The sequence below is a fragment of the Streptomyces sp. DSM 42067 genome, assembly GCF_055792885.1.
On sequence record NZ_CM147706.1, the window covers coordinates 3,845,160 to 3,869,579 of the forward strand.

15 protein-coding genes are annotated in these 24,420 nt (G+C 69.9%); 5 read left to right on the forward strand and 10 right to left on the reverse strand.

Translation table 11 applies throughout. The annotated features are described in order from the left end of the window. Positions 1-44: 44 nt before the first annotated feature. On the forward strand, positions 45-1,715 hold the full coding sequence (locus ACSMXV_RS17740; protein ID WP_473178556.1) for a glycosyltransferase family 2 protein: 1,671 nt from the start codon (positions 45-47) through the stop codon (positions 1,713-1,715). A gap of 103 nt (positions 1,716-1,818) precedes the next feature. On the opposite strand, the gene ACSMXV_RS17745 is transcribed toward ACSMXV_RS17740, so the two are convergent. Continuing rightward, entirely contained in the window at positions 1,819-3,330 is a 1,512-nt protein-coding gene (locus ACSMXV_RS17745) for a hypothetical protein (protein ID WP_473178557.1), read from the reverse strand. Between the two features lie 95 nt (positions 3,331-3,425). Next, complete coding sequence (locus ACSMXV_RS17750) at positions 3,426-8,456, reverse strand: NAD-glutamate dehydrogenase (RefSeq protein ID WP_473178558.1); 5,031 nt, start codon at positions 8,454-8,456, stop codon at positions 3,426-3,428. Between the two features lie 587 nt (positions 8,457-9,043). Here ACSMXV_RS17750 and ACSMXV_RS17755 point away from each other — a divergent pair. Further along, positions 9,044-9,610 carry a DJ-1/PfpI family protein gene (locus ACSMXV_RS17755; protein ID WP_473178559.1) on the forward strand — a complete coding sequence of 189 codons (567 nt, stop codon included), beginning with the start codon at positions 9,044-9,046 and terminating at the stop codon, positions 9,608-9,610. Between the two features lie 169 nt (positions 9,611-9,779). On the opposite strand, the gene ACSMXV_RS17760 is transcribed toward ACSMXV_RS17755, so the two are convergent. Together ACSMXV_RS17760 and ACSMXV_RS17765 are read right to left on the reverse strand one after the other, a co-directional pair. Further along, positions 9,780-10,451, reverse strand: coding sequence for an HAD family hydrolase (locus ACSMXV_RS17760; protein ID WP_473178560.1), 672 nt, complete (start codon positions 10,449-10,451; stop codon positions 9,780-9,782). A gap of 58 nt (positions 10,452-10,509) precedes the next feature. Further along, complete coding sequence (locus ACSMXV_RS17765; protein WP_473178561.1) at positions 10,510-11,016, reverse strand: DUF6912 family protein; 507 nt, start codon at positions 11,014-11,016, stop codon at positions 10,510-10,512. Positions 11,017-11,336: 320 nt separating this feature from the next. Here ACSMXV_RS17765 and ACSMXV_RS17770 point away from each other — a divergent pair, with 320 nt between their 5' ends. Beyond that, the gene (locus ACSMXV_RS17770) at positions 11,337-11,798 is read left to right on the forward strand and encodes an Rv3235 family protein (protein WP_473178562.1); all 462 of its coding nucleotides are present in this window, start codon (positions 11,337-11,339) and stop codon (positions 11,796-11,798) included. Positions 11,799-12,022: 224 nt separating this feature from the next. Here ACSMXV_RS17770 and secA read toward each other — a convergent pair whose 3' ends face one another. Then, the gene (secA, locus tag ACSMXV_RS17775; protein WP_473178563.1) at positions 12,023-14,890 is read right to left on the reverse strand and encodes a preprotein translocase subunit SecA; all 2,868 of its coding nucleotides are present in this window, start codon (positions 14,888-14,890) and stop codon (positions 12,023-12,025) included. 405 nt (positions 14,891-15,295) lie between these two features. Between secA and ACSMXV_RS17780 the strand changes: the two genes are divergently transcribed. Both ACSMXV_RS17780 and ACSMXV_RS17785 read left to right on the forward strand, forming a co-directional pair. Beyond that, entirely contained in the window at positions 15,296-15,895 is a 600-nt protein-coding gene (locus ACSMXV_RS17780; RefSeq protein WP_473178564.1) for a GNAT family N-acetyltransferase, read from the forward strand. Between the two features lie 52 nt (positions 15,896-15,947). After that, positions 15,948-17,135, forward strand: a complete 1,188-nt coding sequence (locus tag ACSMXV_RS17785; protein WP_473178976.1) for a winged helix-turn-helix domain-containing protein — start codon at positions 15,948-15,950, stop codon at positions 17,133-17,135. A 69-nt stretch (positions 17,136-17,204) separates the two neighbouring features. On the opposite strand, the gene ACSMXV_RS17790 is transcribed toward ACSMXV_RS17785, so the two are convergent. The 5 genes from ACSMXV_RS17790 to mtrB form a co-directional block, all read right to left on the reverse strand. Next, positions 17,205-17,951: a response regulator gene (locus tag ACSMXV_RS17790; protein ID WP_181660482.1), complete on the reverse strand. Its 747-nt coding sequence runs from the start codon at positions 17,949-17,951 to the stop codon at positions 17,205-17,207. Positions 17,952-18,179: 228 nt separating this feature from the next. Next, positions 18,180-18,872 carry a ribosome hibernation-promoting factor, HPF/YfiA family gene (gene hpf, locus ACSMXV_RS17795; RefSeq protein WP_374064400.1) on the reverse strand — a complete coding sequence of 231 codons (693 nt, stop codon included), beginning with the start codon at positions 18,870-18,872 and terminating at the stop codon, positions 18,180-18,182. A gap of 326 nt (positions 18,873-19,198) precedes the next feature. Beyond that, a complete protein-coding gene (locus ACSMXV_RS17800; protein WP_473178565.1) occupies positions 19,199-20,173 on the reverse strand; it encodes a ComF family protein in 975 nt (324 codons plus the stop codon). Between the two features lie 235 nt (positions 20,174-20,408). Continuing rightward, entirely contained in the window at positions 20,409-22,253 is a 1,845-nt protein-coding gene (locus ACSMXV_RS17805; RefSeq protein WP_473178566.1) for an LpqB family beta-propeller domain-containing protein, read from the reverse strand. Beyond that, positions 22,243-24,420, reverse strand: coding sequence for an MtrAB system histidine kinase MtrB (mtrB, locus tag ACSMXV_RS17810; RefSeq protein WP_473178567.1), 2,178 nt, complete (start codon positions 24,418-24,420; stop codon positions 22,243-22,245). Before mtrB ends, ACSMXV_RS17805 begins: the two co-directional genes overlap by 11 nt.

Sequence of the window (24,420 nt, forward strand, 5' to 3'; positions counted from 1 at the left end):
GCCCGAGCCCTTCGGCTCCCTCGACTCCCTCAAGCCCTCCTTCGATGGCGCCCGATGCGACCGTCGTCGTCATCGTCTACAACGACGCGGAACGGCTGCCGCGCGCCGTCGCCTCGGTGCGCCGCCAGACGCACGCGAACATCGAGATCGTCATCAGCGACGACCACTCGACGGACCGCACCCCCGAGGTGGCGCGCGCCCTTGCCGCCGAGGACGACCGCATCATCAGCCTGCGGCTTCCGGAGAACAGCGGCGGCTGCAGCGCACCGCGCAACCGCGCGCTCGACGTCGCCCGCGCCCCGTATGTGATGTTCCTCGACAGCGACGACGAACTCACCGACGACGCCGTCGAATTGCTCCTCGCCGCGCACCGTGAACGCGACATCGACTTCGCGATGGGCGCGGTCCAGCGGATCAGGGTCGACACCGGCTCCAAGTCGACCTGGATGCCCCGTCTGGTCGCCGAGCGGCGGACGGTACCCGGCATCGAGGCCGAACCCCGGCTGTTCTTCGAGCACTTGTCGACAAGCAAGATGTACGCGCGCGCCTTCCTGGACCGGCACGGGCTGCGCTTCCCGGAGGGCATCCACTACGAGGACCAGCTGTTCTCCGCACAGGCGTACTGCCTGGCCGAGTCCTTCACGATCGTCCCGGAACCGGTCTACCGCTGGTACATAGATCCGTACGCCGACGCCGAAACCGCCTCGATATCCAACCAGCGGCACATGCTCGCCAATGTCCGGGACCGGATCCACGTCCAGACCCTGATCGACGACTTCCTCGTCGAGAGCGGGCACGAGGCCGTCCGCGAGGACAAGGACCACAAGTTCCTCAAGCACGACTTCCGTATGTACGCGGGCGACCTGCCGTACCGCGACGAGGAGTGGCTGGCCGGCTTCGCGGAGATCGTCAACCCGTATCTCGCGACGCTCGCGCCGGGCGCGTACGAGCGGCTGCCGCGCGACGAACGGGTGGTCCTCCAGCTCGTACGCGACGGACGCCTCGCCGACGCCCGGCTCGCCGCCCGGGGCCTCGGCCACGGCGTGGCGCCGCGCGCGGTCACCGCCGATGAGGCGGGGCGGATCTACTGGGGCGAGCAGGTGCCCGACACCGAGTCCGGGCGGCACGAACTCGACCTCACCGACCAGGGTCTTGAAGCACGGCCCTTCCAGAGCGCGCGCTTCCGACACGAGATCACGGACATCACGGTTGTGGAGCGCGGGCCCGGCGTCTCCCTGGACCTGCGGATCCGCACCTACGATCCGGGGCTGCGGCTTCCCGTCGGCCCGCACATCGCGACCCTCGCCGTCACCCCAGGGCGCCGCAGGCTGACCACGCCGTTCCGCCTGGACCCGGTGCGGCCCGGCGTCTTCGAAGGCGGCGTGCGTCTGGATCTGTCCTCCGCCACCCTGCCCGTGCACGGCTTCGACGGGTTCCGCCACCCGGTGCTGCAACTCGAGCAGCAGCGGCAGCGCAACACCGGACTGCTGCTCGCCCCGCTCTCCTTCCCTGCGATGACCGCCCGCGTCGACTACCGGCGGGGAGGCGCCCCGCATCGGGTGACGGTGGAGCCCGAGGGCCGGGGTGCCGGACGGCTGCAGATCCGCTGGAAACCCCTCGGCCTCACCGCACACGTCGTGCGGCCGCTGGCACGGCGGGCCGCGAGGACGCGGGTGTGCCGGGCTGCTCGGACCGTGGCGAGCGCGTTGGCTTGAGGAGCATCGGGCGGTTGGGCCTGAGGGGCACCGGGCGGTTGGGCCTGAGGGGCACCGGGCGGTTGGGCCTGAGGAGCACCGGGCGCGTACGGAGCCTTGCGGCTCAGCCGACGACCTCGTACAGGATCTGTCCGCCCGGCCCCGACGTCACCCGCCGCAGACCCGGGTCGCGGGCGGGCAGACCGCCGTCGCGGGGCCGCTGCACGATCCACCGGACGCCGTACCGGTGCAGGATGCCGAGGCGCTCGGCTCGAGGTGTGCCCGCGGCGAAGTAGCGCTCGACCGCGTCCAGGCGCTGCTGCTGGTCCGGGAGGAAGAAGTCCGGGTAGCCCGGCGCCACGGTGTAGGGCCCGTACGCGGGGATCTGCCGAGCCGGGAACGTCTTGGCCATCACCACGTCCCCGTACGACACCCACGGGGTGATCCAGTGGTAGCCGTTCCAGGGCTTGCGGTACTTGTCGGCCACGGCCGTGGGCAGCAGGCCGGGGCGGATCGCGTAGCCGAGCGTCCCGGCCTGGGTCCAGGCGCCTGCGAGGAGCGCGGTGGCGAGGACGGCAGCGAAGAGCGTCGCCGGTCGCGTGGCGGGAGACCCCGCCCGCCTGCCGCTCCACTCCGCGGCCTGCAGCGCGGCCGCCAGCTGCGCCGGGATCAGGGCGGCGGGCAGGACACGCCCCCATGAGTAGTGGCCGGTCAGCCAGCCGGCCGTGAACACCAGCGCGCCCAGCAGGAAGAAGATCACCAGCGGATCACGCCGATCACGGCGCCACCGGACCGCCAGCGCGGCGACTCCGACGAGCACCAGCCAGAAGCGCGGAAGCACGTCGAGGAAGAGGGAACGGTGGATGGCTTCCAGGTCCTGGGCGCCGAAGAGCGCGAAGAAGTCGTAGTACGGCCAGACCGCGAGGGCCACCACCCCCACGGCGAGCCCGGCGCCCAGCCGAGCCCAGGCGTCCCGGCCGGGCCAGGGCCGCGCCCCTAGCACCAGGGCGAGGGCCCCGAGCGACGCCACCACACCCGAGAACTGGTGACTGAGCAGAATGACCGCCCACATCAGCCCCAGCCCGGCGAAGGTCCACCATGCCGCCGGTACCGGCAGCGCCTGCCTCAGCAGCGCCCAGAAGTGGAAGGCCAGGGCCAGCGCGAACGTGCTGGGGTAGGAAACGGTCAGGGCGAGGGAGTTCAGCCCGAGGAAGCCGCTCCACGCGAACAGTTCCGTGCCCCACAGGAACAGCACGCAGAGGAGAGCGAGGGGCACGGCCGCCCGGCGCGTGCTGAACGTCCGTACGAAGTGCCGCACGCCCGTCACCAGCAACGCGAGGCTGATCAGCGCGGCGATCCGCAGGACGACGAACACCGAAAGCCCGGTGACCTTGGCGAGACAGCCGAGCAGCAGCATCCACGGCGAGTAGTACGGGCTCGGTGTGTCCTCCGCGACGAGCGGGTTGCCCGGATCGAGCAGGCTGTGCCGCAGCCGTTCCGTCGTGGCTGCGTGAATCCCGAGATCCCCGACCCAGGGAAGCCGGACGACGACGGCGAGCATCAGCACGAGAACGAGCAGAACAACGCCCTTCACGCCGTTCCGGCCGAGGGCCCTGACGACGCCCACCGCGATCATGAACTCGACGATAGGTTGTGCCCACCCGTTCCGCAGGGCGTCGAACGGACGGGGTGCCCGGGCCGAAGGCCCAGGGCACCCCATAGAGCCCACGCTCAGTTATGCGTACGCAGCATCGTCCGCATAGTCCGCATAGCCACCGAAAGCACCGCCAGATCGAAGCTCTCCGAGCTCCGGATCTCTTCCAGCGTCCCCCGCGCCCGCGCCAGCAACGCCGCGTTCTTCTCCTCCCACGCCTTGAACCGCTGTTCGGGCGTGGAGGACCCGTTGCCCACGGCGAGCACGTCCGCGGTGAGCGCCGCGTGCGCCGCGTACAGGTCCTCGCGGATCGACACGCGTGCCATGGACTGCCACCGGTCCGCCCGCGGCAGCTCGATGATGCGGTCCATGAGCTCGGTGATGCCGAGCCGGTCGGCGAGGTCGTAGTAGACCTCGGCGACGGCCATCGGGTCCTTGCCCATGCGGTCGGCGACCGAGACGATGTCGAGCGCCGGGAAGACGGACGAGAACCCGGCGACGCGCTGGGCCAGCTCCTCCGGGACGTCCGCGCCGGTCAGCTCGTCGAAGATGCGCTGATACCACTCGGCGTCCGCACCGCGCAGCAGCTTCGGCAGCTCGGACCAGACCCGGGCCACGCCCTCGCTGAAGAAGTCGATGGTCTCGGCGAGCTGCAGCGGCTGCGGCCGGTTGTTGAGCAGCCAGCGCGTGCCCCGCTCGACTAGGCGGCGCGAGTGCAGCCGGATACGGGTCTGCACGTCCGCGGCGACGACGTTGTCGAGCCCCTCGACGGCGTCCCACACCTGCGCCAGCCCGAAGATCTCCCGTGCGGACATGTGCGCCCGCACGATCTCCTCGGTGGACGCGCCGGTCTCCTCCCGCAGCCGGTGCAGGAAGGTCGATCCGCCCGTGTTCGCCGTGTCGTTGACCAGGAGGGTCGTGATGATCTCCCGGTGCAGGGCGTGCGCCTCGATCTGGTCGGGGAACTTCTCGCGGAGCGCCTGCGGGAAGTAGGCGAACAGCAGCCGCCGCAGATAGGCGTCGTCCGGCAGCGACGTGCCGATGAGCTCCTCGGCCGTGGTGATCTTCGTGTAGGCGAGGAGGACGGCCAGCTCCGGCTGGGTCAGCCCGCGCCCGGAGTTGAGCAGCTCGCGGATCTGCCGGTCGTTGGGCAGGAACTCGATGGCCCTGTCCAGGCGGCCCTCCCGGCTCAGCCGGCGCATGATCCGCTGGTGGACGTGGAGCAGGTCCGGTGCCTGGGCGGCGGCGTTGGCCAGGGCCACGTTCTGCGCGTAGTTGTTGCGCAGCACGAGCCGGCCGACCTCGTCGGTCATCTCGGCGAGCAGCTGGTTGCGCTGCTTGACGGTCAGATCGCCGTCCGCGACGACCGCGTTCAGCAGGATCTTGATGTTCACCTCGTGGTCGGAGGTGTCCACGCCCGCGCTGTTGTCGATCGCATCGGTGTTGATCTTGCCGCCGTTGCGTGCGAACTCGATACGGCCGAGCTGGGTCAGGCCCAGGTTGCCGCCCTCACCGACGACCTTCACCCGCAGGTCGGCGCCGTCGACACGGATCGCGTCGTTCGCCTTGTCGCCGACGTCGGCGTGCGTCTCCGTCGACGCCTTCACATACGTGCCGATGCCGCCGTTCCACAGCAGGTCGACCGGCGCCTTGAGGATCCGCTGCATCAGCTCGGCCGGCGTCATCCTGGCGACGTTGGACTCGATGCCGAGCGCCTTGCGGATGTGCGAGTTGAGCTGGACGGACTTGGCCGAGCGGGGGAAGACCCCGCCGCCGGGCGACAGCAGCTCCTTGTTGTAGTCGGACCAGGAGCTGCGCGGCAGCTCGAACAGACGGCGCCGCTCGGCGTACGAGACGGCCGCGTCCGGGCTCGGGTCGATGAAGATGTGCCGGTGGTCGAAGGCGGCCACCAGGCGGATGTGCTCGCTCAGCAGCATGCCGTTGCCGAACACGTCACCGGACATGTCGCCGATGCCGACCACGGTGAAGTCGTCGGCCTGGGTGTTCACACCCAGCTCCCGGAAGTGCCGCTTGACGGACTCCCAGGCGCCGCGGGCCGTGATGCCCATGCCCTTGTGGTCGTAGCCCGCCGAGCCGCCGGAGGCGAAGGCGTCGCCGAGCCAGAAGTTGTAGCTCTGGGCGACCTCGTTCGCGATGTCGGAGAAGGTCGCGGTGCCCTTGTCGGCGGCGACCACCAGGTAGGTGTCGTCGCCGTCGTGGCGCACCACGTCGTGCGGCGGCACGACCTCGCCCGCGACCAGGTTGTCGGTGATGTCGAGCAGCGCCGAGATGAACGTCTTGTAGCTGGCGATGCCCTCGGCCAGCCACGCGTCGCGGTCCACGGACGGGTCCGGCAGCTGCTTGGCGACGAAGCCGCCCTTCGCGCCGACCGGCACGATGACGGTGTTCTTCACCATCTGCGCCTTCACCAGGCCGAGGATCTCCGTACGGAAGTCCTCACGCCGGTCGGACCAGCGCAAGCCCCCTCGCGCGACCTTGCCGAACCGCAGGTGCACGCCCTCCACACGCGGCGAGTACACCCAGATCTCGTACGCCGGACGCGGCGCCGGAAGATCCGGGATGGCCTGCGGGTCGAACTTCATGGAGACGTACCCGTGCGTCTTGCCGCCCCCGGCCTCCTGGAAGAAGTTGGTGCGCAGCGTCGCCTTGATCACCGTGAGGAAGGAGCGCAGGATCCGGTCCTCGTCGAGCGAGGCGACCTGGTCGAGCGCGCCGTCCAGCTCCTCGAGGAGGGCGTCCGTCAGCTCGGTGCCCATGCGCTGGCGGTCCGGGGACATCCGCGCCTCGAACAGGGAGACCAGCAGCCGGGTGGTGTGGACGTTGTTGCAGAGGGTGTCCTCCATGTAGTCCTGGCTGAACTTCGATCCGGCCTGGCGCAGGTACTTGGCGTAGGCGCGCAGCACCATCGCCTGCCGCCAGGTGATTCCGGCGCGCAGGACGAGGGAGTTGAATCCGTCGTTCTCCGCCTGCCCGGTCCAGACGGCCTCGAAGGCCTGCTGGAACTGCTCGCGGCCGTCCTCACCGAGGTAGTCGCCGTTGTGGGCGCCCGCCGCCTTGGGCATGCGCAGCCCGAAGTCGTAGATCCACGCGGTCGAGCGGTCCGAGCACCGCAGCTCGTACGGACGCTCGTCGGTGACCTCGACGCCGAGGCGGTTCAGCACGGGGAGCACGGCGGAGAGGGAGATCTGGTCGCCCAGGCGGTAGATCTTGAAGCGCCGCTCGCCGGGCGCGGCACCCACCGGCTCGTACAGGGACAGCCCGAAGTCCCTGCCCTCCTGCGTGAGTCCCTCCAGATGGAGGATGTCCGCGACGGCGGCGCGCGGGGAGTGGTCGGCCTTGTAGCCCTCGGCGAAGGCACTCCCGTACCGGCGCAGCAGCGCGGCGGCGCGCTCCTCGCCGACCTCGGCGTTCAGCGCCTCCGCGAAGCCGTCGGCCCAGGACCGGGCGGCCTCGACGAGACGGGCCTCGATGCGCTCCTTGTCGGCGTCGCTCAGCTTCGGCAGCTCGGTGCCGGGCGCCACGCGGACGACGAAGTGGAGGCGAGAGAGGATCGACTCGGTGTTCCAGGCGGTGAAGTCGACGCTGGTGCCGTTCAGCTCCTCCTTGAGGATGTCGATGATCCGCAGCCGGACGCCGGTCGTGTAGCGGTCGCGGGGCAGGTAGACGAGGGCCGAGTAGTAGCGCCCGTACTCGTCCTTGCGCAGGTACAGCCGCAGCCGGCGGCGCTCCTGGAGGTAGAGCACGCTCGTCACGATGGAGCGCAGCTCGTCGACCGGGGTCTGGAAGAGCTCGTCGCGCGGATAGGTCTCCATGATCTGGAGCAGGTCGCGGCCGTCGTGGCTGTTGGGCGAGAAGCCCGCGCCGCGCAGCACCTCGTCGACCTTGCGCCGGATGACGGGCACGCGCCGCACCGACTCGGTGTACGCGGCCGAGGAGAACAGCCCGAGGAAGCGGCGCTCGCCGACGACGTTGCCGTCCGCATCGAACTTCTTCACGCCGACATAGTCGAGATACGACGGCCGGTGCACGGTCGCCCGGCTGTTCGCCTTGGTCAGCACCAGCAGCTTGTGCTCGCGCGCCTTCGCCCGGACGTCGGCCGGCAGACGGCTGAAGGACGGGCTCACCGGGTGGTGCTCCTCGACGGCGTGGTGCGGGTCGGAGCGCAGTATGCCGAGGCCGGTACCGGGGACGGCGGTGAGCGAATCGTCGTCCCGGAGCTCGTACTCGCGGTAGCCGAGGAAGGTGAAGTGGTCGTCCGCGAGCCAGCGCAGCAGCTCACGGGCCTCGTCGACCTCCTGGTCGCGGAGGTCGTCGGCGGTGGGTTCGGTGGGGAGCTCGTCGGCGATGCGCAGTGCGGCATCGCGCATCTTCTCCCAGTCCTCGACGGCCTCACGGGCGTCGGAGAGGACCCGCAGCAGGTCGGAGGTGATCTGCTTCAGATCGGCGCGGTCCGTCTCACGGTCGAACTCGACGTGGATCCAGGACTCGGTGACGGCGTCGTGCGGCAGCGACTGCGGCGTGCCCGCGGGGGTCTTCGATGCGACGTCGAGGTCGGCCTCGCGGGCCGCATCGGAGGCCGCGGCGAGTACAGCGGGGCCGGGGTGCCCGGGAGTGCCCGGGGGCAGGAGCTCGAGGAGCTTGCCGGTGATGTCCCGGCGGACGACCACCTGGGGGTGGATGACGACGTGGATGCCGCGGCCCTGCCGCGACAGTTCGTTGGTGACCGAGTCGACGAGGAAGGGCATGTCGTCCGTGACGACCTCGACGACGGAGTGGCTGCAGGTCCAGCCGTTCTCCTCGACGGTGGGTGTGTGGACCCGCACGTTCGCCGTGCCCTGGGGGCGGTGCTCGGCCAGCCGGTAGTGGGAGAAGGCGGCTCCGAAGACATCGACCGGGTCGCGGCCGGCAAGGTCCTCGGGCGCGGTGTGCAGGTAGTAGCGCTGGAGGAACGCGAGCACTGTCTCCTGGTCGGGTGTGCCCTTGTCGGTTTCCCCAGTCGGTAGGTACCCCCCGACCGGACTGTTCTCAGCTACCCGGGCGGCCCGTGCGAGCAGCTCGGCCTTTGCTTCGTCCAGCTTGGTCTGCATTGTCCTCTGGCTCCTGTCGCGCGCCGTTGCGTGACGTAGAAGGAAGTTTTGCGACGCAACGCCACGACGCGGGGTCTCCGGTCGGAGTCGACGTTATGCCGCGATGAGAGATGAGAGGGGCGTTATGAGCCAATCTTGAGCATTCCGATGGCCTCGGTGATCCCGGGTGTTCCAGGGGTCCCGATGGCTTCGCCGGCCTCGCCGGCCCACCCCCTCCGTGCGGACCAGCGACCGCCCGGGCACGGATGTCCTCCGTGTGCTCCGGGCGCAGGGCAGGGGCAAAGGCGCCCCCGCGGGATATCGCGCTGATCACGGCTCCAAGGCTATCGCTCCGTACGGGTGCCCCGTCATGAGCCGTATGTGTACAAAACCAGCAGTGGAAGTTTGACGTTCTGCACAGGGACAGGGCGGTGCGGGGTGTGGGTGGCGGCGGTGGTGCGGACGGGATGGGCACAGCGCAGGATGGAGGTACCCGAAACGACGCACGGCCCCTTGGCAAAGGCGGACACCGCAGGCACGTTGAGCGAAACGTCCGAGCGAAACGTCCGGCTTCGGCCGGGAAGGTCGAGCGAGGGGAGCGCAGCGCAATGGCAGCCAAGATCCTTATCGTGACCGGCGACGCAGCGGAGTCACTGGAGGTCCTCTACCCGTACCAGCGCCTGCGTGAGGAGGGGTACGACGTCCACATCGCGGCCCCGACCCGCAAGAAGCTGCAGTTCGTGGTCCACGACTTCGAGCCGGGCTTCGACACGTACACGGAGAAGCCGGGCTACACGTGGCCCGCCGACCTGGCCTTCTCCGAGGTCGACCCCGGCCAGTACGTGGCCGTGGTCATCCCGGGCGGCCGGGCCCCGGAGTACCTCCGCAACGACCCCGAACTCCGCAAGATCCTCAAGTCGTTCTTCGACTCCGACAAGCCGGTTGCACAGATCTGTCACGGCCCGCTGCTCACGGCGGCCGTGGACGGCCTGCGCGGCCGCCGCGTCACCGCGTACCCCGCCCTGGAACCGGACATGCAGGCAGCAGGCGCCACCTTCAAGGACGCAGAGGCCGTCGTCGACGGCACCCTGGTCTCCTCCCGAGCCTGGCCGGACCACTCCACGTGGATGAGGGAGTTCCTGACGGTACTGAGGGCGAAGGCGCCGGTGGCTTAGCCCGCCGCACGGGAGAGCCGTTGCCGTTCGTTGTGAGCAATCGTTCCGCAGGGCTGGGGGCACCTCCCGGACGGAGTCTGGGGGAGGGTGGGCACAACACACGACGTACGGTGCACCCTCTGCCTGCCGGTGGCCTGCCGGGGCAACTACCCCCGGCAGGCCACCCCACTCAGGCGGCAGCCACCCGCTCCGCCTCCGCCACCGCCTCCGCCTCCGCCAGGCTGTCCACGACAGGAACCCCCGCCACCTCCAGGCTGGCCCGGCTGTGCGAACCACCGGTGTAGAGAACAGCCTGCGCCCCCACCCGCCGCGCGGCTATCGCGTCATCGGCCGCATCCCCGATGACCACCGTCCGCGCCGGCTCCACATCGGCGAGCGCGGCCACATGCCGCACCATGTGCTCCGCCTTGCTGCCCCCGGAGGGCCCGGTCCGCCCGTCGATCCGTACGAAGTGCGGCTCGATGCCGAACCCCCTGACCAGCGGCACCAGCTCGTCGTGCCCGTACATGCTGAGGATCGACTGGCTGTGGCCCGCCGACCGCCAGTCCGCCAGCAGCACCTCCGCGCCGTCGGCGAGCCTGCACGCCGCGCGCCATGCGGTGTAGTGCCGGTGGAAGGCCGCGTCCATGCGCTCCCACTCCGCGTCCGTCGGCAGCCGCCCGATCAGCCGCTCGTAGAAGCGGGGTATCGGCACGCAGTACACCTCGCGATACTGCTCCAGCGTGATCGGCTCCAGGCCGATCTCCGCGAAGGCGGCGTTCGTCGCGCCGATGACCGCGTCGTTGTCATGGAACAGCGTGCCGTTCCAGTCCCACACGATGTGCGCTGCTTGCTTCCCCATGTCCAAGAACGTACCCGCCCCCACTGACAACCCTGCGCGCCCCTCCACGAGCGCCGGTTCAGCCGATGAGGTTCGGGATCTCCTGCGTCGCGTACCACAGCAGCTCGTGGTCCTCGGCCCCGTCCACGACGAACTGCGCGTCGTCGTCCCCCTGGTCCGCCGCGCCCAGGGCGTCCGCCGCCGCGGACACGTCCGCCTCGGCGTCGTCCGCGTCCACGTGCACTGCTGCCGCCTTGGCCAGCGGCACCGCGCCCGCGATCCGGACCTCGCCGAGTGCGGCGGGGTCGAGTCCGCGGTCGGGGTCGGCGACCGCTGCCCCGTCCGGTACGTCGACCGCGACGACGACCCGGCGCCGCGGGGCCCCCGGGTCGGTGGCGATCAGCCGCAGCGAGGCGACCGCCGCGCGGTTCAGCGCCGCGTACTCGAGCTCCTCGATGTCGTCCGAGAGGTACCACTCCCGCAGCGCGGGCGTCACGGCGTACGCCGTCAGCGGTCCCGGGCCCAGCTCGCCCGTCTTGTGCGCCTCGGCGAGACCGTGAAGGGTCAGGGGGACGTAGACGCGCATACTGGCCGCTTTCGTAGTCGGAATTCATACCGCCGGGCCGCGGAGAGACCTTCAGGATACGTGCCAGGAGTCCCCCTTCGTGGCCGGGTGAAGGGACGTCCGGCGTCGACTCGACGGCTTTCGGCACCCCTCGCCAACCCGCCTCCGACCAGGCCCTTACTGGGCGCACCGCCCCGCCCATCACCCTGATAGGTGAATTCCCCCGCCGCCTCCGCCGCCCCCTGCTGCTCCTTGCGGGCCGCTCCCGCCGCCTCGTACAAGATCCCCAACGAAGCTACTGCCCGGTATCCACGGGCCGGAACGGACGGGGGCCACCCACTGTGAACAAGGTGATGACGAGGTCGGCACGCAACAGGCCCGGCGCCGCCACGCGCCCGCCCGGCCGTCGCGATTCACGGCGTCCGGCCGGAGCCCCACCAAGGGTGACCCCACCGGGACCGCCGCCCCGGCCCCACGATCTCTTCGCCGACCTCCTGCTCGCCGTGCTCAGCGGGCAGCGCCCCGTGCACTCGATGCTGCGATACACCGCGGGCAGGGCTTACGACGAACTCGTCTCGCTGGCCGAGCACGCCCCGCTGCGCATCGGCAGGTACAGGCCCGTCGTCCGCGACCTCGGCTACGAGATGCCGCGCCCGGGAGCCATCGAGGCCTTCGCCCGCATCGCCGCCGGCGAACACCTACGCGCCATGGCCTTCCGCCTGGAACAAGGCCCCGACCAACGCTGGCGCTGCACAGCAGTAGAACTAGCCGTCCCAGGCCTCGCCCGCCCCGCCCGAAGGTAACCGCGCTCCAGCAGGCCTCCCTCTGACCGTGGGCAGGCGTTCCGTAGGGCGATGGGGGGTGCCACTCATGCCCCTAAGGCAATAGGGGACGGTGGGCACAGCCCCACGACAACTGGCGCCCTGGGCGTCGGACGTGCACCCAGCTGGGCAGCAGCCCGGGGACAGACAAAGGGGCCGGGCGCCCAGCGCCCGGCCCCTCAACTGCTCACGCGTCGCAGGCACCCTCACTTCTTGCGGCGCCGCCCGCCCTTCTGCTGCTTACGCCGCTCCGCCCGCGTAAGCCCATCCGACTCGGACCGCGGCCCCGGCGCGTCCCCGTTCGTGAAGTCGCCCTCGACAATGCCGCCTTCCCCGTCCACCGTCGGCGCGGAGAAGTGCAGCCGGTCCGGCCGCTGCGGCGTGTCGAGCCCCTTGGCGCGGATCTCGGGCCGGGCACCGCCCGAGGAGGCCGCGCCCGCGGGTACGGCGTCCTGGAGGCTGCCCTTCTGCAGGGACGGAGCCGGCGCCGCGTCCTCCACCGGGACCTCCTCGACCTGCTGCTCGACCTGGACCTCCAGGTTGAACAGGTAGCCGACGGACTCCTCCTTGATGCCGTCCATCATGGCGGTGAACATGTCGAAGCCCTCGCGCTGGTACTCGACCAGCGGGTCCTTCTGCGCCATGGCCCGCAGGCCGATGCCCTCCTGGAGGTAGTCCATCTCGTAGAGGTGCTCACGCCACTTGCGGTCCAGGACCGACAGCACCACGCGGCGCTCCAGCTCGCGCATGATCTCGGAGCCGAGCTGCGCCTCGCGCGCCTCGTACTGCTCGTGGATGTCGTCCTTGATGGACTCCGAGATGAACTCCGCGGTGAGGCCCGCGCGGTCGCCGGCCGCCTCCTCCAGCTCCTCGATCGTGACCCGGCACGGGTAGAGCTGCTTGAAGGCGCCCCACAGCCGGTCGAGGTCCCACTCCTCCGCGAACCCCTCGGCGGTCTCCGCCTCGATGTACGCGTCGATGGTGTCGTCCATGAAGTGCTGGATCTGCTCGTGCAGGTCCTCGCCCTCCAGGACGCGGCGCCGCTCGCCGTAGATGACTTCACGCTGCCGGTTGAGGACCTCGTCGTACTTGAGGACGTTCTTCCGGGTCTCGAAGTTCTGCTGCTCGACCTGGGACTGGGCGGAGGCGATCGCACGCGTGACCATCTTGTTCTCGATGGGCACGTCGTCCGGAACGTTCGCCATGGCCATCACGCGCTCGACCATCTGGGCCTTGAACAGGCGCATCAGGTCGTCGCCCAGCGACAGATAGAAACGGGACTCGCCCGGGTCGCCCTGGCGGCCGGAGCGGCCGCGGAGCTGGTTGTCGATACGCCGCGACTCGTGGCGCTCGGTGCCCAGCACGTACAGCCCGCCGAGCGACTTGACCTCCTCGAACTCCGCCTTGACGGCCTCCTCGGCCTTCTCCAGGGCGGCGGGCAGGGCGGCGGCCCACTCCTCGATGTGCTCCTCCGGGTCGAGGCCCCGCTGGCGCAGCTCCGCCTCGGCGAGGTCCTCCGGGTTGCCGCCGAGCTTGATGTCCGTACCACGGCCGGCCATGTTCGTGGCGACGGTGACCGCGCCCTTGCGCCCGGCCTGGGCGACGATCACGGCCTCGCGGTCGTGCTGCTTGGCGTTGAGCACCTCGTGCTGGATGCCCCGCTTGCTCAGCTGCTGCGAGAGGTACTCCGACTTCTCGACCGAGGTGGTGCCGACGAGGATCGGCTGCCCCTTCTCGTGCTTCTCGGCGATGTCGTCGACGACCGCCTCGAACTTCGCGACCTCGGTGCGGTAGATCAGGTCCGACTGGTCATTGCGGACCATCGGCTTGTTCGTCGGGATCGGGACGACGCCGAGCTTGTAGATCTGGTGGAACTCGGCGGCCTCGGTCATCGCCGTACCGGTCATGCCGGAGAGCTTGTCGTAGAGGCGGAAGAAGTTCTGCAGGGTGATCGTGGCGAGCGTCTGGTTCTCGTCCTTGATGTCCACCCCTTCCTTCGCCTCGATCGCCTGGTGCATGCCCTCGTTGTAGCGGCGGCCGGCGAGGATACGGCCGGTGTGCTCGTCGACGATCATGACTTCGCCGTCGATTACGACGTAGTCCTTGTCCTTCTTGAAGAGCTCCTTGGCCTTGATGGCGTTGTTCAGATAACCCACGAGCGGGGTGTTCACCGACTCGTAGAGGTTGTCGATGCCCAGCCAGTCCTCGACCTTGGAGACGCCGGACTCGTGAATGGCGACGGTGCGCTTCTTCTCGTCGACCTCGTAGTCCCCGGTCTCCTCGATGCCCTTGAGCTGGTTACCCGGCTCGCCCCTCTTGAGGCGGGTGACCAGCTTGGCGAAGTCGCCGTACCACTTGGTGGCCTGGTCGGCGGGGCCGGAGATGATCAGCGGCGTACGGGCCTCGTCGACGAGGATGGAGTCGACCTCGTCCACGATCGCGAAGTTGTGTCCGCGCTGGACCAGTTCGTCCTTCGACCACGCCATGTTGTCGCGCAGGTAGTCAAAACCGAACTCGTTGTTCGTGCCGTACGTGATGTCGCACGCGTACTGCTCGCGGCGCTGTGCCGGCGTCATGTTCGCCAGGATGCAGCCGACCGACAGACCCAGGAACTTGTGGACGCGGCCCATCATCTCGGAGTCGCGCTCGGCCAGGTAGTCGTTGACCGTGATCAGGTGCACGCCCTTGCCGGAGAGCGCGTTGAGATACGCGGGCAGGGTGCCGACCAGGGTCTTGCCCTCACCGGTCTTCATCTCGGCGACATAGCCGAGGTGGAGTGCGGCGCCGCCCATCATCTGCACGTCGTAGTGGCGCTGGCCGAGGACGCGCTTGGCGGCCTCACGGACCGTGGCGAAGGCTTCGGGGAGCAGGTCGTCGAGGCTGTCCCCGCTCTTGCCTTCGCTGTCGACCCACTCCTGGTAGCGCTCCTTGTACTCCTCGGTGAGTGCGCGCAGCTCGGCGTCGGAGAGGCCCACGAAGTCCTCTTCGATGGAGTTGACCTGGTCCGCGATGCGGTGCAGCTTGCGCAGGATCTTGCCTTCGCCTGCACGCATGATCTTTGAGAGGACGGACACGGGGGTTGGTCTCCTTGCCGGTCGGGCCTGGCATGGTCGGTTTCCACTTGACTGCTTGAGCAACGGCCATCGTATGCGAGGACCCCGCCGCGCCGGGAGGTCTGCCATCACGACAGCCATTAGGACAACGGGCGGGGCGCGGCGAAGGTGCCGCGATCCCGCTGCGAATTGTGACGGCCGGATCACGCGGCCTTCGTCGGCCACGCTCCGTCACCCGTCACCCGTCACCCGTCACCCGGTAACCGGTAACCGGTGATGGGTGATGGGTGACGGGTGACCCGTCACCCGATAAACGGTCACATGGCGTCCAGATGTCCGCGTACCCCGCCGCCCGGGAACGTGGTGGCGCCCCTGCAGCCCGGGAATGTGGTGGCGTCCGCGAGGACGCCCGAGCAGAATCGGCCGATGGAACCCGTCACGCTCACCACCGACCGCCTCCTCCTGCGCACCGTCGACGCCGACGACGCCGACGCTGTGTACAAGGCCTGCCAGGACCCCGACATCCAGCGCTGGACCACCATCCCGTCGCCGTACCTGCGGGAGCACGCCGACGGCTTCGTGGGGCAGTTGGTGCCCGACGGCTGGCGGGACGGCTCGATGTTCACGCTGGGCGTCTTCCTGCGGGACGGCACTCCGCGGGGCGGCGTGCTGGTCGCGATGGTGGGCATCGACATGCGCTCCCTGGGCACCGGCGAGATCGGCTTCTGGGCCGCCAAGGAGCACCGCGGCCAGGGCTATGTGAGCGAGGCGGCGCTCGCCGTGTGCCGCTGGACGTTCACGAGCGCGGGGATGGACCGCGTCGAGTGGCGGGCGGAGGTCGGCAACGAGGGCTCCCGCGCTGTGGCCCTGCGTGCCGGCTTCACGATGGAGGGCACGCTGCGCTCGGCGATCAACAACAAGGGCGTGCGACGCGACTGCTGGGTCGGCTCGCTGCTCCCGTCGGACCTCGGCCTCCCATCGGCGGCCCCGTATCTTCCGGCCCCGGCAGCGGCCCCGCGAGCCTGAACTCCGCAGGCCAGGGCCCGCTGTCAGTGGCACGCCCTATCGTGCGGGCATGATGACTCCGCCGCGTCCCACCGCCGAGCTCTCCGCCGACGAGGCCCGCCGTATCGCGCTGCGTGCACAGGGATTCCTGGGCGCCCCCGACCGCAAGGCGGGTGTGCGAGGCGTGCTGCGGCACCTCGGCGCGGTCCAGCTGGACACGATCTCGGTGCTGGCCCGTTCGCACGAGCTCATCCCGTACGCCCGCCTGGGCGCCGTGGGGCGTCAGACGGTGGACGATGCCTACTGGACCCCGGGCACCGACGGCGCCCCGCACGCCTTCGAGTACTGGTCGCATGCGGCGTGCATCCTCCCCGTCGAGGAGTGGCCGCACTTCGCCTTCCGCCGCCGCGCCTACCGCGCCCGGCCGCAGTGGTACCACGACCTGCCGGAAGGGGCGTACGACCAGGTCATCAAGCAGCTGCGCGCCGAAGGGCCGCTGACCGCCACGGAGCTGGGCGGCGCGAAGAACGGCGGCGAGTGGTGGGACTGGTCGGGCTCGAAGGTCGCGGTGGAGCGCGCGCTGATGTACGGCGAGGTGGTGTGCACAGAGCGCCGCGGCTGGAAGCGGGTGTACGACCTGGCGGAGCGCGCGATCCCGGACGAGCTGCTCCACGACGAGCTGGACGACAGCGAGTGCCTGCGCCGGCTGGTGCGCCTCGCCGGCGAGGCACTGGGCGTGGGCACGCGCGCGGACATCGCGGACTACCACCGGCTCAAGGGCGAGCAGTTCGACGCGGTGATCGCGGACTCGGGGCTGGTGCCGGTGGCCGTGGAGGGCTGGGGCAAGCCTGCCTGGGCCGACCCGGCGGCGCTGGAGACGGTGCCGCGCGGCCGGCATCGTACGACGCTGCTGTCCCCGTTCGACTCGCTGATCTGGGAGCGGGCGCGCACCGAGCGGATATTCGACTTCACGCACCGCCTGGAGGCGTATGTGCCGAAGCCAAAGCGGGTGCACGGCTATTTCGCGATGCCCGTCCTGGCCGGGGGCCGGCTGGTCGGCCGGGTGGACCCCGCACGTCAGGGCCGGACGCTGGTCGCCAGGCAGGTGTCGTTGGAGGGCCGCAAGGCCGTCCCCGCCGTGGCTGAGGCCCTGGTCGAGGCCGCACGCTGGGTGGGCTGCACCGATGTACGCGTGGAGCGGCTGGATCCGGAGGAGCTCCGCGAGCCGCTGTCGGCGGAGCTCGCCCGCAGGCTCGCCTGACGCCGTGGCCGCCGCCCGCACGGCTTCGGCCGTCGGCGTTTCCGCATGAGATCCGGCGGCGGAGATCCACTAACGGATCTCGAGGATCTTCTCCCGCATCGCATACACCACGGCCTCCATCCTGGAGTGCAGCTGCAGCTTCTCCAGGATGTTCCGCACATGGTTCTTGACGGTGTTCTCGCTGATGAACAACTCCTTGGCGATATCGCGGTTGTTCATCCCGGTCGCCACGAGTTTGAGGACCTCGAGCTCGCGGTCGGTGAGCCGCGGGGCGGGCACGAGGCGCCGCTCGTCGGTGCGCTGGATCATCGACTTGAACTCGGTGAGCAGTTTCGAGGCCATCGACGGGCTGATCTGCGACTGCCCGTCTGCCACGGCACGGATCGCGGTGGCCACCTCATCGGTGGAGATCTCCTTGAGGAGATAGCCCGTGGCGCCCGCCTTGATCGCGTCGTAGAGGTCTGCCTCCTCGTCGCTGATCGTCAACATGATGATCTTGGCGCTGGGAGCCACCTCCTTGATGGAGGTGCATGCCTCGATGCCGCCGCGCTTGGGCATTCGGACGTCCATGAGCACGATGTCGGGCAGCAGGTCGGCGGCCTTGTCGACGGCCTCCGCACCGTCACCGGCCTCCCCGACGACCTGGATGTCCTCCTCGGCAGCGAGAACGATCTCGAGGCCGCGGCGGAAGAGGGCGTGATCGTCCACCACGAGGACCCTGATGGGCTCCTTCCGCGGGGAGCCCCCGTCCGGTCCCATGGCGACGGCGCCGTCGTCGGCGTCCTCGTCATGCATCGGTCCGAAGCTGTCCGCCATCGTTCCTCCCCCTGAAGGCCGTGGCCTGTGTCCCTGAGCTGCCCGGTCTGCGCTGCCAGGTGGGTCCTGCGCCAACCCGTGGCCGCTGCCGACGGGTTGACCTGACCGCCATGATTTCATGCCCGGACGGCAGTGGGGCGACAGCGCGGTTTCGGAGGGGCGCACACGGGTGCCCCCGGGGGCGCACGCGCACGCCAGGGGCACCGGTCCTGCGGTCACCGGGGAACGTCAACCGCCGAGTGCACCGCCCGCTTCAGCCGACGGCGGCTGGGCCACCATGGGGTCCGTGGAGAGGTGGATGACGCCGTAGTCGTAGGCGTGCCTCCGGTAGACGACGCTCGGTTCCTTCGTCTCGGAGTCGACGAAAAGATAGAAGTCGTGCCCGACCAGCTCCATTTCGTAGAGCGCCTGGTCAAGTGTCATCGGTGCCGCGACGTGGGTCTTCTCGCGGACTACGAGCGGGCCTTCACCCTTGACCTCAAGGGGACCCATCTTCTTCGTCGGCACACCGTCCGGCTCTTCTTCCCTGGCGAGCGTGCCGTCCCCGTTGAGCGTCGCCGCACCGGGGACCCGGTCCGCCACCTCGGCTGCCGACAGCCTGCCCGTACCGCGCCGTGTGTGCCGCTTGTCGTGCTGCTTGCGCAGCCGCGCTTCCAGCTTGTCGGCCGCCAGGTCCAGCGCCGCGTACGGGTCACTCGCCGCGGCCTCTGCCCGGATCACCGGACCGCGGGAGCGGAGCGTGATCTCCACCCTGTCGCTGCGGTCGGCCTGTCGGGGGTTGGGCTCCTTGGACACCTCGACGTCGAGGCTCATCACCTTGCCATCGAGCTTCTGGATCTTCTCCAGCTTCAGCTTTTCGGCCACGTGCTTCCGGAACCGCTCGGGCACCTCGGTCTTGCGGCCCTTGACGACGATGTCCACGCAGAACTCCGTTCCCGGATCGCTCCGCTTCGGCGCGGAGCATCTCCCTTTTGCACCAGGCCCCGGAATGCCCCGGGAGCCTCGGACTCGGTGACTTCCACCTCCTCCTCCCCCACGGGCAAGATCTCCACCCCGCCGACCGGGTGATTACAGAAAAACCCCACGGCACGGCATTCGGATATGCGAGGGACGGCGACGCCATTCCCTCACACCCGAACATATCTCGCCCGGGCGGATGTCGTCACCCTCTACCGCGACGTACCTCCATTCAGGTGAATTAACCCGGTCACTGCCTGCAACAACGCAGGTCATTACCCAGTTCCGGATTATTCGAAGGAATCGGGGGTGGCAGCGACGACGGCGGCGCTGATCATGTTCACCGGTGTGCTCCTCCGGAGCATTACCCCGGCCGCTCCAGTCGATACTTCCTCAGTTCTTCCTGTTCCGCTCGTTCCCGGCGCTCGACCAGATCCACGCGTTCTCCCAGCTCTGCCCTGTCCCTCCTGTCCCGTGTGGCTTTCCGTACACGCCGCGCGGACGGCCCGCGCAGCCTCCGTCAGCGAGGCGCCCGTCGTCATGAGATCGTCCACCAGGACGATCCGGCCGCCTCCGCGCAGTAGCCGTCCGCCCCCGGCCACCACCTCAAGGGCGCCCGTCAGGTTGGCCAGCCTCTGCCGGGAGTTCAGCCCCGACTGATCGGCCACCGGGCGCCGTTGGTTCAGTACTGCGAGCACCCGGGCGGGGATCCCCGCCCGGCGCAACTCGCCGGCCGCGGCGAGCGCGATCCGCCGCGCCGGATCGTGCCCACGCGCCCGCACAGCCCGCCGCGCGGACGGCACAGGCACCAGCAACAGCGGCCCACACCCCGTGGACGTGGCGTGTCCGGCGCCATCCGGCCCGGCCCGCCCATGCCCGGCCCACCGACAAGGCACATGCTCTTCACCCCCTGTGTGCCCATGCTCTTGCTCTACACGGCCTGTCTGTATGAGGCCCCCGAACCCATGCCCCTCCCCTGCTCCGACCCTCACCGCACCCGCCAGCGCCTCGCCCAGCGGCCTCGCCAGACCCAATGCGCCTCGCTCCTTGTGTGCGAGCAGCACCGCCCGTACCGCGTCCACGTACGGAGCGACCGCGTGCACCACAGGCAGGCCCGCCGGCTCCGGCACCGGCCGCACCCGGCACGGAGCGCGATCGCACAAGGCCTCACGGCACTGCGCGCAGAGCGCCGTGCGAGGCCGTCCGCAACCTCCGCACTCGGCCGGCAGCACCAGGTCTGTGAGGTCCTGCCACCACCCCCGCATGCACACCACTGTGCCTCTGCAGACACGGGGCTGCCACCCCTGTGGATAACTCGGGATAACGCCCTGTGGACAACTCGGCGCCACCGTCACCGGACGGACGGCGCCCCGGCCACCGCAGCGCGAGATCCGGCGCCGTGAGAAGAGCCGACCCGCGAGAAGAGCCCGACCCGCGACAAGCGCCGGCCTGGGACAAACGCCGGTCCGCGACAAGCGACAGGCCGCCCCAATAAGCCGGCTACCCCGGATAAACCGGCGCCGTCCCGTCCTCAACGACGGTCTGCCAGGCCGCCCCCACCGGCAGCCGTACGATCCCGTCGTCCGAGTTCGCCACCAACGGCAGCTGGTCGTTCTCCGAGGCGGCTATCTCCTTCACTCCGTTGAGGCCGGGAAGCACTCCACCCGAAGGCGTCAGACCGTCGCACTTGACGTACCGAATCTGCTGCACACCACCCGACTCGCGCCCGACCACGACGAGGCGGCTGCCGCCCGCCCACGACATGGCCGTGACCTCCATCTGCGGCGCCGCCAGGCGCGGTCTGACCACCGACACCTCGGGCCGCTCTCCGGACCCGTCCCGGCGCTCGATCCGCCCGATCCGCAGGGACGTCTTGCCGTCCTCCTTCACGAGCAGCGCGACCCGTACGCCGTCGGCGGCCACCCGCACCGCCTCGATGCGCCCGCCGTCGAGGTCGTGTGTGGCCACCTCGATCGGCTCCCCCGCCCCCTTCTCCAGCAGAAGCAGTCGCGAATCCTTGGGATCGCGGTCGGCGACCCACAGGTCGCCCCTGCCGTCCCAACTCGGCGTCGACAGCCGGTCGCTCTCGGACTTGGCCCGGCTCTTCACCACCGGATCCCCGAGCGAGCCGCCCGAAGTGAGCGATGCGACGAACAGCGAGCGCCCATCCAGTGACACACCGGCCGCCCGCTCCTCGTCACGCGAGACCGCCGCCGACCGCAGCGTCTGATCGTCGTTGCCCAGTGGGCCTGGCACCGGCTCCGGCTCGGAGGGCGTGCCGCTGCCGCCCATCCGTACCAGACGGTGCTTCTCATCGAGGAAGTACTGGTATTCGGCGGGGCCGACCGTGCGGTGCGGTGCCATCGTCTCCGCCTGGGCCTGGCTCAGCACACACAGTTGCGAACCGTCCGAGCGCTGCAGTTCGACCTCGTCGACGCCTGACGGGGTCAGATCGTCGATGGTGAACAGCAGCTGAGCGGCCATCTCCATGCACTGTGCCCGCCCGACATGGTCGGCCTTCCGGTTCAGCGGGACCTTCAGTTTGTTCTGGTCGTCGGGCGACAGGGACTTCGTGCCCTTCTTCAGCTGCGTACGGCTGGGGAAGCGCGATCGCACCACCGGCTCGAGCCAGTTTGTGGGCCCTGCGAGGAGCGACTTAACCGTCTCTGTCAGCGGGTCGATCTGCCCGCGCACGTAGACGGGGTCCGCGACGAGCTCCCTCTGTCCGTCGCCGTCGGACGACGAGTCCGACGCGAAGTAGTACTTGTCGACCGGTTCGTAGATCCGCTGGAAGTCGGAGTCACCGAGGACCACCCCGTCCGGCGGCAGGTCGATACGCCACTCCTGGCCGTCGGGGCCGTCCACCTTCGTGAGATGCACCGCCTCCCTGTACCGGCCCCCAACGGGCTGATAAGCGTGCTGAGCGTCCACCCTGGCGACCTTCTGGCCGGTCAGTGTGTAGTAGGTGCGATCACCGCCTCCGTCGTTGCCACCGCGGTCCACCTCGGTGGTCGGGCCGTCGGCGAGTATCACGGTTGAACTGTCCGGATTCCAGTTCTTGGACGCCTCTGCGGTCAGATACTTGCGGGCCACCTCGAACTGCGGGTCGTCGCTCGTCAGCGCCTCCAGGAAGCCCTGGACTATCTCCACGGGTGAGGCGTCGTCACTCGGCGGCATGGGGAAGACCCGGACCTGTGAGTCCGGTCCCTGCGTGGCCTGAACGCCCCGCACGTCCCCGCTGTCCGGCATGGACGCGCAGCCCGCCAGCAGGACGCCACTGCAGGCCAGGACCAGCCCGGCCCGCAACGGCCGCCGACGGCCACGCCCGAAGCGTTCAGCGCCCACCGAAGGTCTCCCCTTCCCTCACCGGGCCCGTCGCGTCGCCGACGGGATCCTTCCGGCCTTCACGGACCGGGGACACCGCTTCCCAGCTCCCGGCCTCCTCTTCGGCTGGTTCGCCGTCTCCGCCCTGACCAGCCGGTGCCGGCCGAGCAGCTGCCCTGTCGGCGACGTCCCCGGACTGCCGCGGCACGACCCGCGCACCGCTCCCCGGAAGCGCTGTCGGATCCGCGGCAGGAGCGGACGCGGGCGCGGCGCCCAGCTGCGGGGCGATCGGCGCGCGCGTGGGCCTCTGCGAAGGTGTGTTCCCCCAGCCTTCGGCCCGGGGGACATCCATGGGTGAATGCTGCGCGGGCACCGTGGCGAGCTTGCTGCTGCTCCCGAGGGGCAGCCCCGCGTCGTTCAGACCGCGGTTGCGCCGTGAGTCGTCGGGCTCCAGTGGTATCGGTGAACCCCGCAGCGGCTCGTCCGCCGTACGCGGCAGCGTCAGCCGGAACTGCGAGCCTCCGCCCGGCTCCCCCCACGCCTGCAGCCAGCCGCCGTGCAGCCGCGCGTCCTCGAGGGCGATGGACAGTCCGAGACCCGTTCCACCGGTGGTACGCGCGCGTGCCGGGTCCGCCCGCCAGAAGCGGCTGAAGACCCGGGTCGCCTCGCCGGGCTTCAGGCCCACCCCGTAGTCCCGCACGGCGACGGCGACCGCGCCGCCGGCCACGGCAAGCTTCACCACGACGTCCTTGCCCTCGCCGTGCTCGACGGCGTTGACGACCAGGTTGCGCAGCACACGCTCTACGCGTCGCGCATCGGCCTCCGCCACGACCGGCTGCTCGTCGCCGACGATCCGGATGTGCGTGCCCTTGCGCTCCGCGAGCGGCTCGGCCCCGCCCACCACGCGGCGTACGACCTCCCGCAGGTCTATCGGCTCCGCCTCCAGCGCCGCCGCGCCCGCGTCGAAACGGCTGATCTCCAGCAGGTCCGCGAGCAGCGACTCGAAGCGGTCCAGCTGGTCGGCGAGCAGCTCCGCGGAACGGGCTGTCACCGGATCGAAGTCCTCGCGCGCCTCATGGATGACGTCGGCGGCCATCCGGACGGTCGTCAGCGGGGTGCGCAGTTCGTGCGAGACGTCCGACACGAAGCGCCGCTGCATCCGTGAGAGGTCCTCCAGCTGCTGGATCTTGAGCTGGAGGTTCTGAGCCATCTTGTTGAAGGCCTCACCGAGGCGCGCGATGTCGTCCTCTCCGGTGACCTTCATACGCTCCTGGAGGCGCCCGGCGGACAGCCGCTCGGCGATCCCTGCAGCCATCCGTACGGGCGTCACGACCTGCCGTACGACGAGCCAGGCGATGGCGCCCAGCAGCACCACGACGAAGAGCCCGGCGGTCGCCAGCGTCCCCTTGACCAGGCTCAGCGACTTCTCCTCCTGCGTGAGCGGGAAGAGGTAGTAGAGCTGGTACGGCTGGCTGTTCGGATCGTTGAGCCGCTTGCCGATGACCAGTCCCGGCTGCGACTCCTGCCCGCTGTCGTAGACGATGCGCGTGTAGCTCTGGAACGCGCCGGTGCCCTGTTCGACGCGGTCCTGCAGTTCTTCGGGAATGCTCGGCACGGCTTTGACGCCGCCTGAGGCCCGGGGAGCCCGCGCACTGGCGTCACCGGACGCGGCCGGACTGAGGGTGACCACGTCGAAGGCGCTCTGGCCACCGCTGGCCAGCTGCCCCACGAGGTCGGTCATCCAGACCGCGGTGTTCTGCTCGGTGCGGCCGTTCGCGGGGCCTGCGTCCTGGTCGCCGCCCGTGGGGGAAGCGGCGGTCTCGGCGGCCTTGAAACCGCCCGTGGCCTGGCTCTGCGATGCCTTCACCTTGGCGTCCAGCAGGCCGTTGCGTACCTGCCCGATGACGACGAAGCCCAGCAGCAGGACCACGCCCAGTGACATCAGCAGGGTGGTGACGACGACCTTGAGCTGGATGTTGCGCCGCCACAGCCGCAACGCGGGCAGCAGCGGACGCCGCACCCAACGTGTGAAGAGACGCAGCACGGGGCTGCCCTGCATCCCGCCCTGCAGCAGCAGCCCGCCTTCGAGCAGGCGCGCGAGGCGCGAGGCAGGTGTCTTCCGGTCGACAGGCCGCCCCGAGCGGGCTCCCGGCATCCCGGACGCCGGAGCGGCACTGTCCCGGGACAT

Excerpts from the sequence above, each read along its gene's own strand:
- mtrB (WP_473178567.1), bottom strand. The coding sequence starts at position 24,420 with ATGTCCCGGGACAGTGCCGCTCCGGCGTCCGGGATGCCGGGAGCCCGC.
- ACSMXV_RS17790 (WP_181660482.1), bottom strand. The coding sequence starts at position 17,951 with ATGGCGGACAGCTTCGGACCGATGCATGACGAGGACGCCGACGACGGC.
- ACSMXV_RS17760 (WP_473178560.1), bottom strand. The coding sequence starts at position 10,451 with ATGGGGAAGCAAGCAGCGCACATCGTGTGGGACTGGAACGGCACGCTG.
- ACSMXV_RS17745 (WP_473178557.1), bottom strand. The coding sequence starts at position 3,330 with ATGATCGCGGTGGGCGTCGTCAGGGCCCTCGGCCGGAACGGCGTGAAG.
- ACSMXV_RS17785 (WP_473178976.1), top strand. The coding sequence starts at position 15,948 with ATGACTCCGCCGCGTCCCACCGCCGAGCTCTCCGCCGACGAGGCCCGC.
- ACSMXV_RS17765 (WP_473178561.1), bottom strand. The coding sequence starts at position 11,016 with ATGCGCGTCTACGTCCCCCTGACCCTTCACGGTCTCGCCGAGGCGCAC.
- ACSMXV_RS17800 (WP_473178565.1), bottom strand. The coding sequence starts at position 20,173 with ATGCGGGGGTGGTGGCAGGACCTCACAGACCTGGTGCTGCCGGCCGAG.
- ACSMXV_RS17750 (WP_473178558.1), bottom strand. The coding sequence starts at position 8,456 with ATGCAGACCAAGCTGGACGAAGCAAAGGCCGAGCTGCTCGCACGGGCC.
- ACSMXV_RS17755 (WP_473178559.1), top strand. The coding sequence starts at position 9,044 with ATGGCAGCCAAGATCCTTATCGTGACCGGCGACGCAGCGGAGTCACTG.
- ACSMXV_RS17740 (WP_473178556.1), top strand. The coding sequence starts at position 45 with ATGGCGCCCGATGCGACCGTCGTCGTCATCGTCTACAACGACGCGGAA.
- ACSMXV_RS17780 (WP_473178564.1), top strand. The coding sequence starts at position 15,296 with ATGGAACCCGTCACGCTCACCACCGACCGCCTCCTCCTGCGCACCGTC.